This window comes from Sorangiineae bacterium MSr11954, assembly GCA_037157815.1.
In the GTDB taxonomy this organism is placed as follows: domain Bacteria; phylum Myxococcota_A; class Polyangia; order Polyangiales; family Polyangiaceae; genus Pendulispora; species Pendulispora albinea.
Window position 1 is genome coordinate 2,829,699 of record CP089984.1, and the last position, 15,251, is coordinate 2,844,949.

Consider the following 15,251-nt stretch of genomic DNA (forward strand, 5'->3'; position numbering starts at 1 on the left):
GAGGAGAAAAGAGAATGCAAGACGATGCAATGCCCCGCGTCGCCGGCGCCGATGTGTCCCTACCGTTCACGGACACGCAGCGCCGCGCGCTCATGACGCTGACCATTGCGCTCGCATTGGGCGTCGCGACGCAGTCCCTCTTTTGGAACACGCGGCTCGGCCTCAATTTTCTCCTATGGGATCTGATGCTCGCCGTCGCCGTCCTCGTGACCATCGGTCCGCGCCGGCCGGTGGCCACGGTCTGGGGGGCGGGGACGGCGAGCGTGCTGTTCGGCGTTTCCATCGCCCTCCGCGCGAGCGCATGGAGCGCGGCCATCGCGGCACCGGTCGCGGTGGCGCTGCTCTGGGCCCTGCCGCTCCTCGCCCGCGAAACGACGCAGCCCTGGGAGCTCCCGAGGGTGCCGCTCCGGCTGCTGGCGCGCCTCGCCAAAGGGCCATCGGCTGCGGCGGCCGTCGTCACGCTTCCGTTTCGGATCGTGGGGGCCTCGCAGAAGACCCGCGCGCGCCGGGTGTTCGTGGGGCTGCTCCTCGGGCTGCCCGCGGCCTCGGTGTTCGTCGTGCTCTTCTCGAGCGATCCGGAGTTTGGTTGGCTCATCCACCGCGCCACGCGCAGCGCCAACCGCGCCGTTTCGTTTGGAGCGTGGTCGCTCCTGACCGCCGCGGGCTATCTCTTCGTCCATGCGCTGCACCGCCCGTCGCCGTCGCAGCAGCCCGCGCGCTCGCCCTTGCCCCCGCCGCCCGCGGTGATCGATCCCGCGCTTCGCCCGCCCCAGTCGTTTGCCTCGGGCGAAGGATCCGCGTACCGCGATTGGATCGCGCCGCCGGCCGCGACCTCGGTTCCGAAGGCGCCGGAGCCGCTCCTCTCTCGTGAAACGTGGGGAACCCTCCTCGTTCCCATCATTGGCGTGTTCGCCCTGTTCGTCGGCCTCAACCTGCGCCATGTGTTCCATGGCCACGCGTACGTGCGCGATGCGTCGGGCCCCAGCTATTCGGACTATTTGCACGCGGGGTTTTATCAGCTGCTGGCGGCGACCATTCTCTCCGTGTGCCTCGTGCGGGTCGGGCATGCGCTGCTTCGCGCGCGCGGCGAGGTCGGCGAACGCGTCCCCGGTGGCGCGCGGATCCGCGCGCTCGAGGTGACCTTGCTGGCCCTCACCGTGCTCACGTTGTTCTCGTGCGTTCAGCGGCTGGCGCTTTACGAAGAAGCGTATGGGGCGACGTATTTGCGATTGGGCGTGGCCGTGATTGCGCTGGGCGTGTTTGGCGTGCTCGGGCTGAGCATCGCCAAATCGATTTGCCGCGGCTGGAGAAATTTCGGAGGCGCGACCATCTTTTGGCTGATCGGCTTGGCGCTGGCGGCCAGCGCGTTCAACGCAGACGCCTACATCGCCATGCGCAACCTCGATCGCGCGGCCATCGGCAAGCCGCTCGACGTCGCCTACCTCTCCGGGCTGAGCGCAGACGCCTTGGTGGCACTAAAACATCCGTACTTGACCTACCCCGGTCATGCCGACCTGCGTTGCGAGCTGGAGCAGGCGTGGCGCTCCGCGCGCCGTTCGCCCCGCGACTGGCGCGAGGCCCGCGGCTTTTGATGGCGCTCGGCGCGCGCTCCGTTACGAGGCGAGCTGGCGACGCAGCCGCAATCCATCGCGCAGCGCCCAGCCGCCGCCGCCCATGAAGACGAGGATGCCGAGCACGAAAAGGGGCGAGAGCGAGCGACCCTCCATGAAGGCCACCACGCTCAGCACCACGCCCCCGACGAGCCCGAGCGTGCCCGTGACGATGCGCTTGTAGGCCACCATTTTTGCAAAGGAGCGATCGACATACTGTGCCATGCGCGCCTTGATCTAGCAGAAGCTGGCCCTCATGACGGGCGACGGCCGATTTTTTCGAGGGTGTTTGCCCGAAGGTGCCGTACAAAGGGCAGAGGAGTCGGGAGCTTCCATGGCGCGCATCCTCGTACTGAACCCCATCGATCGCTTGATCCGGCGCGCGATTGCCGAGCGCCGGCTCTTGAAGCTGACGCTCAACGACCGCGTGCGCATCGTGGAGCCGCACGACTATGGGATCAAAAAAGGGCTCACGCAGCTGCTCGCGTACCAAGTGGCCGGCGAGTCGTCCTCGGGCGGCTTGCCGCAGTGGCGATGGCTGCAGCTCTCGAAGATGAAGAACGTGGAGCTCCTCGACACGCACTTCGCCGGCGGACGCGAGACCGCCACGGGGGAGCACCACGGCTGGGACGTTCTCTTTGCGCGCGTCGAGAGCGCCCCCGAGCACGACGCGGAGACGTAAGCGCCCGCGCTCACGCGGAGACGGGGCGCGCGAGGACGCCGCCGGCGACGGCGTCGTGCGCGCGGTACCACGCGACCTCGTCGCGCAACGTATCGATGAGCGGGCGCGCGCGGAAGCCGAGCTCGCGCTGCGCCTTGGTCGAATCGGCGCGAAGGCGCGCTTGCATCATGCGCACCGCCTCGAGGGTGACCAAGGTCTCACCGCCCGTCAGCCGCGCCCACGTTTGCGAAACGAGCGCGTACGTCCAGGCGATGGCATACGGAAGGCGGGTGCGCGGCGGCGGTACGTCGGAGACCTGGGCGAGGATCTGAACGATGTCCTCCAAGGTCGCGAAGTCTCCGGCCAGAATGTAGCGCTCGCCCGGCCGCCCTTTCTCGGCCGCGCGAATAGCGCCCACCGCCACGTCGCGGGCGTCGACCACGCTGGTGCCGCCCGGAGGAATGGCGGGGAGGGCCTTCGCCAAGTAGTCGCGCACCAATTGGCCGCTGCCCGTCGGTGCGGCATCCCAGGGGCCGAACATCCAACCCGGGAGCACCTGCACGATCGCGAGGCCGGTGCGCGCGCCCACCTCGCGCAGGCGCTCGGCCACCATCACCTTGCTCTTCACGTACAGGTTGTCCTTGGCGAGCGGCGAGGGCGGCGTGCTCTCGTCGCCGGCGCTTCCGTCGGGGCGGAGGCCGATGGTGCCCGAGGAGCTCACGTCGACCAGCCGGCGAACGCCGCGGGCGTGCGCGGCCTCCGCCAGCGCCACGGTGCCGTGCACGTTGATGGCTTCGAGCTTGGGCCAATGATCCCCCGAGCCGTAGTACTCGCGAAAGTACGCGGCCGTGTGAAACACCACGTCGCAACCTTCGAGCGCGTGCGCGAACGCGGGAACGTCCTCCATGTCCCCGCGCACGAGCTCGGCGCCCGTGTCGCCCAGGTAGGTTCGTGCTTTTTCCGTCGAACGAACCAGCGCGCGGACGGTGTGGCCCTCCGCGATGAGCGCGCGAACGAGGTTGTTGCCAAGAAGGCCGGTGGCTCCGGTCACGAAAGCTTTCATCGAACGATCTCCTGCGGTGGATGAATCTGAATGATGTTCAGATAGGCCCCGATCTAAACAGTGTCAAGTCCGAACCAAGCGGTGTTCAGATTGCGGGACGGCCGGCGGCGCGCGCGCTATGCTAGGTGGTAGCGACGGAACGCATGGCGAAGCTGCAGCCGCAAAAGTCGGAGCGGAAGTACCACCACGGCGATCTGCGCCGCGCGCTGGTGGACGCCGCGCTGGCGCTGATCGGGGAAGGGGAGCTCGGCACCTTGTCCTTGCGCGAGGTCGCGCGCCGCGCGGGGGTGACACCGGCGGCGCCCTACCATCATTTCCGCGACAAGACGGAGCTCTTGGCGGCGGTCGCCCAGGAAGGGTTTCTCGCGCTGGGCGAGCGCATGGACGCGGCCGTCGCCGACATCCCCGCGCGGAGCGGCCGGCGCCGCCTCGCGGCCATCGGGCGTGCGTACATCGAGTTCGCGCGCGAGCGGCAAGCGCACTACCGGGTCATGTTCCTACCCGAGATGAAGCAGACCGATCCCTCGCTGGGCATGCACGCCGCGGCCGATGCGGCGCTCGCGCGTCTGATCGCCGCCGTCCAGGCAGCCGGCCCGCCGGCCGACGACGAAACCGCGTGCCGCCGCGCGGTGCTCGCGTGGGCCACGGGGCACGGCATCGTGTCGCTCTGGAACGATGGGCTCCTCGATCACAAGCTGCCCATCGATGCCAGCTTCGTCGACGCGGCCGTCGCGCAAATCGTGGCGGTGGCTCGGGCGGGGTAGTTCAGCCCGTACACGTGTCGAAGAGCGTCAGAGCACCGCGGTGCCGATCAGCGCGTCGCGGGTGACGGCGGCGCCGAGCTCGTCCTCGGTCCATGTTTGGGTCCCGGCGGGGCGGCGGGGGATGACGACATAGCGCAGCTCCGCGGTGCTGTCCCAGACGCGGATCTCGGTGCGGGGATCGAGCTCCACCCCGAACTCGGCGAGCACGCCGCGGGGATCGCGCACGACGCGGGCGCGGTACGCCAAGCTTTTGTACCAGCTGGGGGAGGGGCCCAAGAGGGCGATCGGGTAGCACGAGCAGAGCGTGCACACGATGACATTGTGGACGTGCTCCGTGTTCTCGACGGCGCGCAAGGTCACGCGCGCCCAGTGGCTCATGTCGAGCCCGAGCTCGTCGAGCGCCGCGTTGCCGTCCTGGAGGAGGCGCGCTTTGAAGGCGGGATCGACCCAGGCGCGCGCCACCAGCGCCGCCCCGTTCGACGGGCCGGCCTTGGCCAGAAACGTCACGATGGCCGCGTCGATTTGCTCCTCGGTCACCAGCCCCTTGTGCGCGAGCTTCTCCACCAGCCCGGCCACCCGCGACGCCATCGTCGCGCTGCCCTCGTGGCCATGGCCGTGCCCGTGATCCTGCTCGCCGTGCGGGTGATCGCCGCTCATGGTGCCTCTTCGAGGTATGCGTCCCAGAGATCCGCCGAAACACGGAAGCCCGATGCGCCGTCGCCCCACAGCTCGCGCGCCTCGAAGACGACGCAGTAGATCGCCTGCGGCGCGGCGGCGCGCCCCTCGGCGCGATCGTCGGCCAGCGGGTAGAAGCCTTGCACGCGCTCGATGATGCCCTGGCGCTCCGAGAGAAAATGGGGAAGCCGGGTGTGGCCGGTCGCGCGTGCGGCGCGGGTGCGTACGCGCTGGCCTGGGACGAAGCGCGCAGGGAGCGAAGGAAGCGGGAGCGGGTCCATGGTTACGGCAGCACCCGCTTCTCGGACAGAAGCCGCTCGATGGCGATGAACCACTTTTCGTAATAGCTGGCGGCGCGGTAGGCCGCGGGATCCATGCGCTCGATCGCGTAGCGGAACTCGTCCAGGTTGTAGACCCCCTGCTTCAGCAGCAGCCGATTCAGCGCAAACACGCGGGCCTCCCACTCGTGGTGAAACGGTGGCTCGCCGGCCTCGCGCTCGATGCGACCGAATCCTTCGTCTCCCCCGACGTCGTGCGGTCCTTTCACACCCGCGAGCTTACTTCTCGAACCTGGTAGGCGCCACTAGAGTCGTCGGTCCAAGTCGGAAAGGAATCGCACCATGACCACGACCATTCGACGCATCAACCCGCCTACGCTTGCGACGCCGCGTGGCTACAGCCACATCGTGGAGGCGCGGGGCGGACGAACCGTTTACATCGCCGGCCAAGTGGCCCTCGATCGCGAGGGGAACCTGGTGGGCGGCGGCGATCTGGTCGCGCAAACCGAGCAGGTGTTCGCCAACCTGAAGGCCGCCTTGAGCGAGGTGGGGGCCGACTTTACGCACGTCGTCAAATTCGGCGTCTTCATCACCAAGCCGCTCACCCCCGAGGATCTCGCCGGCGTTCGCGGTGTGCGCGAGCGCTATGTGGGGGCCGGAAACGTCCCTCCCGCGAGCACCTTGGTTCAAGTGGTGGCGCTGGTGCTCCCCGAGCTCCTCATCGAGATCGAAGCGATCGCCGTCGTGCCCGACGCGCCGTAGCCACCCGCCGTCCCGACGCGTCCCCACCTATCCGCGACATCGCGGGGCGCCTTCGGTGTCTCGATGCGCCTTGGCCGCGAGAGAGACAATTGATTGTCTCTGAAACATCGCGCATTATCGCGTTTTCATGGCCTGCGCCCGCCCGCGGGCGCTCCGACGAAAGGTGCGCGATGACCACGAGTGTCCAAGCTCCGAACGGGGGAACGCAGGACAACGCGATTGCACGGCTCGCCCAGCGGTTCACCGTCTGGACCGAACGCTTCCTCCCGGACGCCTTCGGGTTCGTGCTGGTCGGGACGTGCATCGTGTTCGTCTTCGGCCTCGCCACCGGTGAGGCCCTCACCCGCACACCGGAGAACGTGGCCACCGCCACCTCGGGCTTCGGCTTGGTGGACGCGTGGGGCAAAGGCTTTTGGGCGCTGATCACGTTTACCATGCAAATGACGATGATCATCGTCGGCGGCTACGCGGTGGCCATGTCGCCGCCGGTGGCGCGCTTGATCGCGCGGCTGGCGCAGATCCCCAAGACCGCCCGCGGCGCCATCGTGTTCACCGCCGCGGTGGCCATGATCTCCGGCTACTTGAATTGGGCCTTCAGCCTGATCTTCACCGCCGTCCTGGCCCGCGAGATCGCGCGCTTGATCCGCGGCGTCGACTACCGTGCCATCGGGGCCATGGCCTTTCTCGGGCTCGGCACCGTGTGGGCGCAAGGCTTATCGGGATCGGCCGCTCTGCAAATGGCCAGTCCGGCCTCCACCCCGGAGGCGCTCAAAAAGATCATCGCCTCCGCGCGCGGCGGCACGGGTGTGATCCCGCTCTCCGACACCATCTTCTTGTGGCAGGGCATGGCCTCCACCGCCATCATCTTCCTGGTGGGCTTGGCCATGGCGTGGCTCCTCGCTCCGTCCCCCGAGCGCGCGAAGACGGCCGAGGATCTGGGCATCACCCTCAAGCCGCTCCTGGCCGAGAGCGAAGAGGCCAAGATCCGGAGCACGCGGCCCGGCGATTGGTTGGAGCATAGCCCCCTCTTCGCCATCCTCCTGGCGCTCTTGGGCTTCTGGTACATCGTTCGCCATTTTGCGAACGCCACCGGGAGCCCCCTGAATGCGCTCGACTTCAACACCATCAACTTGATGCTGCTGATGCTGGCGCTGGTCCTCCACTGGCGCCCGCTCTCCATGGTGACCGCCGTGCGCTCGGGGTGCACGGCGGCGTCGGGCGTGCTGCTGCAGTATCCGTTCTACGGCGGCATCTTCGGGATGATCGCCTTCACGGGGCTCTCCAAGACCATCGCCGGGTGGCTGGTCTCGGCGTCGAGCACCTTGCTCTTTCCGCCCATCATCGCGCTCTATTCGTGTGTGCTCGGTATCTTCGTCCCGAGCGGCGGAAGCAAATGGCTCATCGAAGCCCCCTACGTGATCGACGCCGCGAACCAGCTCCACGTCAACCAAGGCTGGATGGTGGTCGTCTACGATCTGGGCGAGGCCAGCGCGAACCTGTTGCAGCCGTTTTGGATGCTGCCCACCTTGGCCATCCTCGGCCTGCGGGCGCGCGATGTCATGGGCTACACCTTCGCGATGTTCCTCGCCTGCTTCCCCGTGGTGCTGGTGCTGGTCACCGGCTTCGCGCAAACGCTACCCTTTCCGTAGCGGCGGCCCTCAGCGCGGCTGGACCAGGGCGAACCAGTTGCCCGAGTCGTCCTTGAACACGGTCTCCACGCCGTAAGGACGCTCCTCTGGTTCGCCCATGAACTCGACCCCGCGCGCCTTCAGCTCCTCGTACGTCTTTCGGCAGTCGGCGGTGTGAAAGGCGCCAAAGCCAAAGGTCCCTTTCTCGACCAGGGCCCGCACGGTCTCGGCGGTCTCTGGCTCCCAATGCGTGCCCGGCTTGATCGCCATGAGCGCGATCTGCAGATCCGGCTGTCCCTTCGGCACCACCGTGATCCAGCGGAAGCTGCCGACATGGGCGTCGGTGCGCACTTCGAAGCCCAAGATCTCCGTATAAAAGCGCTTGGCGCGCTCCTGGTCGAGGACGTAGACGCTGGCGATACCCAATCGTTGAATCATGAATGACCTCCGAGGCGTGGGGTACCATTCTCCGCGCGATCCCCGCTTCTTCGAAATTGCTCTTTTGCGCCTCGGTCGTCGTCAGGTCGTGGCGGGCCCGAGGTGCTCGAAGAAACAGAAAGGGATGTACACCCGCACCAACCCTGCGGGAACCTGAACCAGCGGCGCGATCTCGCGATGGTACTGAATGGGCGAGCGCCCCGTGCGTTTCGAGAAGAGCGAGCTGAAGGAGCCGACGCTGGAGAAGCCCACGTCGAAGCATGTCGCGGTGACGGAAGCCCCCGAGCGGGCAAGGAGCTCCTTGGCGCGCGCCATGCGCACGTGCGTGAGGTACTGCCGCGGCGTCATGCCGAACGCCACCTGGAACTCCCGAAGAAAGTGGTAGGGCGAAAACCCCGCCTGCCGCGCCATCTCGCGCACCGTGAGCGGCTCGCCGTACCCGTCGTGAATGAGCTCGCGCGCGCGGCATAGCGCACGAAACGTGGCCTCGGGTACCAGGGGTGGTGAAAGTCGTCGCGGGATCGTCATCGGCGCGCTCGTCGTCCGTTTCTCCTCCCCGGGCAGGCGGTGCGGCAGTGCGGCGTTGCAAAATGCCACGGATGTCGCGCGAGCGCACGCGGTGTGGGGCTCCGCTGCAGCGCCAAAGCATCGGTTCCGGGAACGGCCCTTGCGTTGACCGGGTGCGTCACATGCGGGGTGAGCCCCTGCAATTCTTCATTCGAACGAACGAAAGGACAAGACCATGGGCGAGATCACCACGAACCTGAAGGCGGAGATTCAAAAGGGCCTCTCGCAAATCCAAACCCTCCGCGACGAGGTGCGCGTTCGATTGCACCTGGCGGGAATGGAGGTCAAAGACGAGTGGCAAAAACTCGAGCCGCGCGTGGAGGAGATCGAGCGCCGCGCCGAGGAGGTCACCGACGCCACCAAGACGGCCGTCGAAGACGTGCTGCAAAAGCTCTCCAATCTACGCAAATCGCTTAGTTGACCGCAGCTGACCCACCCCTCCGCCCCACCGACGCCGGCGGTTGACAGCCGCGGCCGCGCCGGGTACGTAACCTGTATGAAGTTGATTACAGGTTACGCGCTCGCCGCGTGCCTCGCGGTGGCGTGTGCCAAACAGCCGGATCGCCTCGCCGCCGCAACATCGGACCTTGCGACCCATGCCTCGACGGCGCCGGCGCCCGACCTCCCAAGGTTGCCCGACCGACCAAGCTTGAAACTCGCCGTGCTGGACGCGCCTTTCAACTTGGGCCTCCGTCCACCGGCGCCCGGCCGCGAGCCCGGCACGCGCCGGTTGGCACAGGCGCTTCGCGCGAACGATCTCGTGGCGCGCTTGGGCGCGACGGATCGCGGTGTGGTGCCGGCGCCCCCGTATGCGTTCGTGAGCGATTCGAAAACGCGCATTTACAATGCAGCCGCCATTCGCGCGTACAGCGAAATACTCGCCAAGCGGGTCCAGAGCATCACCGAGCAGGGCGAGCTCGCGTTGGTCCTGGGGGGCGATTGCAGCATCCTGGTCGGCTCGTTGATGGCGCCCCCGGTGCGCGGGCGACGCGGGCTCGTCTTCATGGATGCGCACACGGATTTTGGCCCGCCGCCGGCGGTGGGCGCCGGCATCGAGCTGGCGCTGGTCACGGGTCATGGCCCCGAGGGGATGCGTGAGTTCGCCGATCGAAGTCCGCTGGTCCGAGAGCGCGACGTGGTGATGTTCGGCCCGCGCGACGAGGACGATTTGCGCGAGCTCCGCGGACAGACGAAGCTGCGCATCCTCGACTTTGCGTCGATCCGCCACAAAGGGGCGAAGGAGTCCGCGCGCGAGGCACTTGCATACCTGCGCGCGCAAGGTGTCGATGAGCTATGGATTCACCTGGACGCGGACGTGCTCGACGATGCCATCATGCCGGCCGTCGACTCCCGCGGCCCGGGCGGCCTCTCGTATGCCGAGCTCCGGGATAGCGTCTCGGAGCTCGTGGCCTCGGGCATGGTCCGCGGCGTGGACGTGACCGTGTTCGATCCCGATCGGGACCCGAAGGGGGATATGGCGCGCGCCTTCACCTCGGCGTTGGTGGAGACGTTTCGCCGCTGAGCGCTCCTCCCGGATGCCACCCCGTGCGCCGCGGAATCCAGCGCGGCACATGGCGCGTGTACTCTGTGTATTCTGCACCGAATCGTTCGACCAGGCCGGGCTCCTCGGACAGCACGAAATAGACATGGTTCACGGCGAAGAACACCGCCGCCCAAATGGAAATGCCGCGCGAGGCAACGAAGAGCGCCTCCCCCACGATCAGGGTGAACACGCCGCTGATCATGGGGTTGCGCACATGGGCATAGGGGCCCACCACGACGAGCTTTCGCGTCGGCTCCCATGGCGCGAGCGTTCCGCGGCCGACGCGCGCGAAGAGCCCAACCGTCCATGCGAGCATGGCCAGCCCCGCAAGGATGAGCGCGGCGCCGGCGGCGGTTTGCAACGTCATCCGCGGGGGCCAGCAGCCCGGCTCGAGGCAGAGCGCCGGAACGAGGATCGCGGCCGACAGAGGCAGCACGAAGGATCGCAGATGGGAGAGCACGATGGTAGCATGCACCTTCGCGCGCTCTTGGGGCACGGATTTCGCAAGTTCGCACGGCGGATTGCGATTCGCGGTTGGCACGCGTCTCGTCGCATCGTCCTTCATCCCTCCGTCGAGGAGCTCGAATGAAACACTACGATTTGGTGGCGATAGGCAGCGGAAACACCGGGCTCGTGGCTGCGTTTCGCGCGGCGGGCGCGAAAAAGAAGGTGGCCATCGTGGACGAAAAGCCGGTGGGCGGGCTCTGTTCCATCGCCGGCTGCAATCCCAAGAAGGTCCTGGTGCGCGCCACCGAGATGCTCGACGAGGTGCGTCGTGCGGACAAGCATGGCATCGCGGCGCGGGACGTGAGCATCGATTGGGGGCGGGTGGTGGACCGCAAAAACAGCTTCACCGATCCGGTGCCCGAGCAAACCGAAGAGTCGCTTCGCTCCAGCGGGATCGATCTCGTGCGCGGGCACGCCCGCTTCACCGGGCCCGATCGCATCGAGGTGCGCGGCGCCGGGCAAACGGAGGAGGTCTCCGCCGAGGCCTTCGTGGTCGCCACCGGCTCGCGCCCCCGCGCCCTCGATTTTCCCGGCGCGGAGCACGTTCGAACCACCGATGACATCCTCTCGCTCCGCCGCATCCCCGCGCAGCTGGTCATCGTGGGCGCTGGCGTGGTGGCCTTCGAGTTTGGCTTCGTGTTCGCGCGCCTCGGCAGCGAGGTCACCCTGCTCGCGCAGGGCTCGAGCGCGCTCGCGGACTTCGACCCCACCTTCCTCGGGCCGGTCCTTGCGCTAGGAGAGCGCTTGGGTTTGCGCGTCCGCCGGCAGACGCGCGTCACGAAGGTCGAGCCAAAGGATGGCGCGCTCGCCGTCTCGGTCCAATCCGATTCGGGCGGCTCCCCCGAGGCGCTGCGCGCCGATTTCGTCCTCAACGCGGCCGGCCGGATCCCGGCCATCGACGGCCTCGGCCTCGACCGCGCCGGGGTCGCCTTCGACAAGCGCGGCGTGCGGGTGAACGAGTACCTGCGAAGCCCGGAAAATCGGCGGGTCTTCGCGGGAGGCGACGCCCATGGCCGCTACCAGCTCTCGCCCATGGCCTCATACGAGGGCCGGGTCATCGCCGACAACGTTCTGCAAGGCGACGTGCGCAAAGCCGATTACACCATCGTTCCGCGCGCCATCTTTACGACCCCGCCGCTCGCGCAGGTCGGTCTCACCGAGCAGCAGGCGAAGAAGCAAGGCGTGGCCGTCGAGGTCCTCGACCGCGACATGGAGACGTGGAAGGTGTTCGCCATCGCCGGCGACGAGCAGGCGCGGGCCCGCTTGGTGATCGACCAGGCCAGCGGCCGGCTCCTGGGCGCCCAGCTCTGGAGCGCGACCGCTGCGGACATCATTCACTTCCTGGCCATGGCCCTGCGCGCCGGCGCCACGCGCAAGGATCTCGCCGAGTTCGTCTATGCTTATCCCACGGCCACCAGCGCGCTCGGCTCCGCGTTCCAGTAGCCCGGGCGGGTCGAGCGCTCATGGCACCCGACGCGCCGGGCCTCCTTTGACGATCATGGCCCGGTCGATCCCCACATCGCCGTCGCCGGTGACGCGCACCGTGCGCGTAGGGGTCCCTTCGGCCAAGGTGGGGTCCGTTCGCGCCCGCGCCGATTTGTGATCGACACGCCGGCGGCGGCGACTTCGAATACGGACCTTACGGCAGAGCGTACGACACGCATCGTACGCTCTGCCGCGCATGACCGCGATGACGTCAGGAAGACGGTGACCTCGGCGTCTCGGGCGTCTCAGGCGTCTCGGGCGTCTCAGGCATCACTGGAGCTCGAGCTCGACAGCGCGCAGGAACGCTTGGCAACCCGTGCGGGTGCCCGCTTCGCTGCCCTTGGTGTCGCCGACGCAGACGACGCGTTCGGCGAGCTCCGGATATCCGAAGTGGAACTCGTCGTGATCGTGATCGGTGTCCGTATAGTCCCACGAGGTGTTTCGGTCGCTCAGGATATTCTTGATATTTCGAGGTGCCGTGTAAACGTGGTACGACTGCGAGCCGCGCGCTTCGGTCCAATCGGATTTGGTCTCCTTGGCGTGGACGGTGATGGTCGCATAGAGATTGGGGCCGCTCCAGTTCAAGGTGACGCTGCCGACGACGTGCGGGCCATGGCCCTTGAACTCGCGATCGCCGCCCACGTGCGGGGGGATGTAAAAGCCCGTGGCGAGATCGAAGACGGTGCAGCGCGAGCCGTCGCAGCTCAAGAGCGATTCGGGGTTGATCGAGGCGATCGCTCGATCGAGGGCCTCGGTGTCGTTCGCGGCCTCGGTGTCGTTCGCGTTCGCGGTGTCGTTGTCGGCCGGGGTGTCGGCGGCGCAGCCGGTCACCGCGGCAAGGCCGAGGGTGGCGGCGAAGAATGGAGCTCGGAGTAGGTTGTTCTGCAGATTCGAAGAAGACGATCGTGCGCGCATGGGCGCTCCTTTCAAAGATGGAATCGAAATAGCGATTCCCGATGTGTGAGTGATATCGAGCCAAAGCGATTTCGCGCCGGCTATATCCCTCTCTACGTGTTGCCGGCTTCGTTCGTTTCGCACGCGGGGCAAAGGCCGGCGCGCGCGCGGATTGCGTCGAGGATGCCGTTTACGCCGGGGCCGCGGAGCCTTCGAGCCGTCGCGCCTCGCGCGGCGCGTTCTCGTTCGGCACGATGCTGGCCACCAGCTCCGCGTGACGGAGCACGCGGGCCAGGGCGTCGCCGATCGACTCGGGGGCGTGGGCTGGAAGCGATGGCGGCTCCGGCAAATGGGGCGGGGGTGCCGTCGGCTGGGCGCGCACGAACGCATCGACGGCCGCCAGCACCGCATCGACGTAGTCGCGTACGGGCGCGATCCGACCCGCGAGGGCGGCCCGTGAAGCTTCGTCATCGAACAGGGTCGATGGCGCGCCCCCGAGCCGAAGATCGAGCGCCGTGAGCGCGCCGGAGAGGCGGCGCGCATAGGTCATGAGCTGCACGGCGTCCTCCGCCCGCTGCTGAAAGCTGCGCGGCTCCGCCAGCATGCGCTCCAGGGACGTCTCGGCCTCGCCCAGCGCGATGCCGATGCTCCGCCGCGCGGCGGTCGTTCGTGCCGCATCCTCGGGGTCCCGCGCGCCCGGCGCGTTCGACGCGTCCTGCCCGTTCGACGCGCGCCGCTCGAGGATGTCGAACATCGTGTGCGCGTAGTGTCCGAGCGAGGCCACCACGGCGGTCATCGCATCGGCCAGCCGCTTTTGTTCGCGGGACGGAAAGAACACGAGGGCCAAGACGATGGCGATCGAGCCGCCGATGAGGGCGTCGCCCACGCGCGCGGCCGCCGTCCACCAATCGGAGCGACCGCGGTCGGCGAAGAGCACGAACACCGGTGTCAAAAAGAACGTAAAGAGACGGTAGCTGCGGGGGCGGGTGACGACGGCGGCCGTCGACAGCGGGAACATGGCGAGCGCCAGCGCCCATGGCTCGTGCAGCACCATCATGAGCACCACCGCCGCCACGCTTCCCAGCACGGTCCCCACCACGCGCTCGATGGCCCGCCCGAGCACCGCACCCGCGTACGGTTGGAGCACGGCGAGGGCGGTGATGCTCACCCACGGGACGTGCGTCGGCGAGACATTGCGCCCGATGACGAAGGCGACGCAGCACGTGACCATCACGCGCGCCGCGTGCCGGAAGATGGGCGAGCGCGGTGAGAAGGCATCGCGAAGCTCCGCCAGCTCGCTTCGCAGGTCGGGGATGCGCGCGCGAAGATCGATGGGCGCCGTGCGCTCCTCGTTGCTCACCGAGACCTCGTCCGGCGCGCAGGCGACCACCACCGCCACCTTGCGGAGCTCGCGCAGCCGGGCCGCGAGCACGGCCACCGGGCCTGCGGCCGCGCGCTCCGGCTCCTCCGGCGGAGAGGACGGGCCCGCGGGCCGCATGAGCAGCCGATCGCGCACCTCACCGTACGAGCTCGCGAGCGCATCGAGCATGCGCGCCATCGCCGCGCGCTCCTCGGGATTGCGCGCGGTCTCCATCTCCTCGCCGAGCGCGATCAACGCAAAGAACGCGAGCTCGGCGTTGCCGATCAGCATGCGCAGGTTGCTCCCGAGCTGGCTCTCGCCCGATCGCCGCGTGCGCAAGGCGACGGAGACCGTGCGCGCGTCCTCGATGGCCGCGCGAATGGCGCGCTGGTGCGTGCGACCGAGCGAGCCCCAGCGCGGGTCTGGCGCGCCGTGCGCGGCCGGCTCGGTGGTGCGGATGCACGCGCCGAGCGCCGTCGCATAGGCCGCGAGCGCGGTGAACGCGTCGCCGACCGCGCGGCGCATGGGCCGATGGGTCCACACCGGCCACACCACCGAGGAGAGCAAGAGCGCCCACGACGCGCCCACGAAGAACAGGAGCGCGTCGCGCGCGGGATCGCCGCCGGTGCTGGAGATGGCGACGGCGGCGGCGATGAGGAGCACCGTCCCTACGCTCGAACCCCAGCCGCCCACGGCGCGCAGCATCGACGTCGCAAACCCAAAGAGCGACAGGACGATGGTCGCCAGCCATGGCCAAGGCGCGACCGCTTGGGCGATCGCCACCGTCGCGGCGCCCACCGAGGCAAAGACGAAGGTGCCCACCGCGCGCACGCGCCGCGCGCCCCCGGGGTCGGCCAGCGAGCCAAGCCAGCCGCCGAGCGCCATCCACACCAGCTCGGGCCGCCCCAGCGACTCCGCCAAGAAAAATGGGACAACGGTGGCGGCGGCAGCGCGGACGCCTCGGGCGATATCGGGGACGATGGCGTCGAGGGTGGCGCGCACCCCTGCATTATGAA

Annotated in this window: 16 protein-coding genes and 1 pseudogene; 8 read left to right on the plus strand and 9 right to left on the minus strand. The window is 68.2% G+C overall.

All coding sequences use genetic code 11. The features are described from left to right. Positions 1-14 precede the first annotated feature (14 nt). Positions 15-1,592, plus strand: coding sequence for a DUF4173 domain-containing protein (locus LZC94_10960; protein WXB17771.1), 1,578 nt, complete (start codon positions 15-17; stop codon positions 1,590-1,592). Positions 1,593-1,613: 21 nt separating this feature from the next. Here LZC94_10960 and LZC94_10965 read toward each other — a convergent pair whose 3' ends face one another. Then, entirely contained in the window at positions 1,614-1,835 is a 222-nt protein-coding gene (locus LZC94_10965; protein ID WXB17772.1) for a hypothetical protein, read from the minus strand. A gap of 109 nt (positions 1,836-1,944) precedes the next feature. Here LZC94_10965 and LZC94_10970 point away from each other — a divergent pair, with 109 nt between their 5' ends. Then, entirely contained in the window at positions 1,945-2,292 is a 348-nt protein-coding gene (locus tag LZC94_10970) for a hypothetical protein (GenBank protein ID WXB17773.1), read from the plus strand. Between the two features lie 10 nt (positions 2,293-2,302). On the opposite strand, the gene LZC94_10975 is transcribed toward LZC94_10970, so the two are convergent. Continuing rightward, a complete protein-coding gene (locus LZC94_10975) occupies positions 2,303-3,334 on the minus strand; it encodes an SDR family oxidoreductase (GenBank protein WXB17774.1) in 1,032 nt (343 codons plus the stop codon). A 143-nt stretch (positions 3,335-3,477) separates the two neighbouring features. On the opposite strand from LZC94_10975, the gene LZC94_10980 reads away from it, so the two are divergent. Next, entirely contained in the window at positions 3,478-4,098 is a 621-nt protein-coding gene (locus tag LZC94_10980; protein ID WXB17775.1) for a WHG domain-containing protein, read from the plus strand. A gap of 27 nt (positions 4,099-4,125) precedes the next feature. On the opposite strand, the gene nthA is transcribed toward LZC94_10980, so the two are convergent. Both nthA and LZC94_10990 read right to left on the minus strand, forming a co-directional pair. Further along, positions 4,126-4,755: a nitrile hydratase subunit alpha gene (gene nthA / locus LZC94_10985; protein WXB17776.1), complete on the minus strand. Its 630-nt coding sequence runs from the start codon at positions 4,753-4,755 to the stop codon at positions 4,126-4,128. Continuing rightward, a pseudogene (locus LZC94_10990) lies at positions 4,752-5,320 on the minus strand (nitrile hydratase subunit beta). Before LZC94_10990 ends, nthA begins: the two are co-directional and overlap by 4 nt. A gap of 73 nt (positions 5,321-5,393) precedes the next feature. On the opposite strand from LZC94_10990, the gene LZC94_10995 reads away from it, so the two are divergent. Both LZC94_10995 and LZC94_11000 read left to right on the plus strand, forming a co-directional pair. After that, positions 5,394-5,813 (plus strand): RidA family protein, encoded by a 420-nt coding sequence (locus LZC94_10995; GenBank protein ID WXB17777.1) that lies wholly within the window; start codon positions 5,394-5,396, stop codon positions 5,811-5,813. A 170-nt stretch (positions 5,814-5,983) separates the two neighbouring features. Then, entirely contained in the window at positions 5,984-7,462 is a 1,479-nt protein-coding gene (locus LZC94_11000) for a TIGR00366 family protein (protein ID WXB17778.1), read from the plus strand. Positions 7,463-7,471: 9 nt separating this feature from the next. On the opposite strand, the gene LZC94_11005 is transcribed toward LZC94_11000, so the two are convergent. After that, positions 7,472-7,879: a VOC family protein gene (locus LZC94_11005; protein WXB17779.1), complete on the minus strand. Its 408-nt coding sequence runs from the start codon at positions 7,877-7,879 to the stop codon at positions 7,472-7,474. A gap of 81 nt (positions 7,880-7,960) precedes the next feature. Beyond that, positions 7,961-8,407 carry an AraC family transcriptional regulator gene (locus LZC94_11010; protein ID WXB17780.1) on the minus strand — a complete coding sequence of 149 codons (447 nt, stop codon included), beginning with the start codon at positions 8,405-8,407 and terminating at the stop codon, positions 7,961-7,963. A gap of 214 nt (positions 8,408-8,621) precedes the next feature. On the opposite strand from LZC94_11010, the gene LZC94_11015 reads away from it, so the two are divergent. Next, the gene (locus LZC94_11015) at positions 8,622-8,867 is read left to right on the plus strand and encodes a hypothetical protein (GenBank protein WXB17781.1); all 246 of its coding nucleotides are present in this window, start codon (positions 8,622-8,624) and stop codon (positions 8,865-8,867) included. Positions 8,868-8,942: 75 nt separating this feature from the next. Next, the gene (locus tag LZC94_11020; protein WXB17782.1) at positions 8,943-9,968 is read left to right on the plus strand and encodes an arginase family protein; all 1,026 of its coding nucleotides are present in this window, start codon (positions 8,943-8,945) and stop codon (positions 9,966-9,968) included. Here LZC94_11020 and LZC94_11025 read toward each other — a convergent pair. Further along, on the minus strand, positions 9,934-10,464 hold the full coding sequence (locus LZC94_11025; GenBank protein WXB17783.1) for an isoprenylcysteine carboxylmethyltransferase family protein: 531 nt from the start codon (positions 10,462-10,464) through the stop codon (positions 9,934-9,936). The genes LZC94_11020 and LZC94_11025 overlap by 35 nt on opposite strands. A 110-nt stretch (positions 10,465-10,574) precedes the next feature. On the opposite strand from LZC94_11025, the gene LZC94_11030 reads away from it, so the two are divergent. After that, on the plus strand, positions 10,575-11,939 hold the full coding sequence (locus tag LZC94_11030) for an NAD(P)/FAD-dependent oxidoreductase (protein WXB17784.1): 1,365 nt from the start codon (positions 10,575-10,577) through the stop codon (positions 11,937-11,939). Positions 11,940-12,251: 312 nt separating this feature from the next. Here the strand turns inward: LZC94_11030 and LZC94_11035 are convergent, their stop codons facing one another. Both LZC94_11035 and LZC94_11040 read right to left on the minus strand, forming a co-directional pair. Continuing rightward, positions 12,252-12,896 (minus strand): hypothetical protein, encoded by a 645-nt coding sequence (locus LZC94_11035; GenBank protein ID WXB17785.1) that lies wholly within the window; start codon positions 12,894-12,896, stop codon positions 12,252-12,254. A 169-nt stretch (positions 12,897-13,065) separates the two neighbouring features. Continuing rightward, the gene (locus tag LZC94_11040; GenBank protein ID WXB17786.1) at positions 13,066-15,237 is read right to left on the minus strand and encodes an FUSC family protein; all 2,172 of its coding nucleotides are present in this window, start codon (positions 15,235-15,237) and stop codon (positions 13,066-13,068) included. Positions 15,238-15,251: the final 14 nt, after the last annotated feature.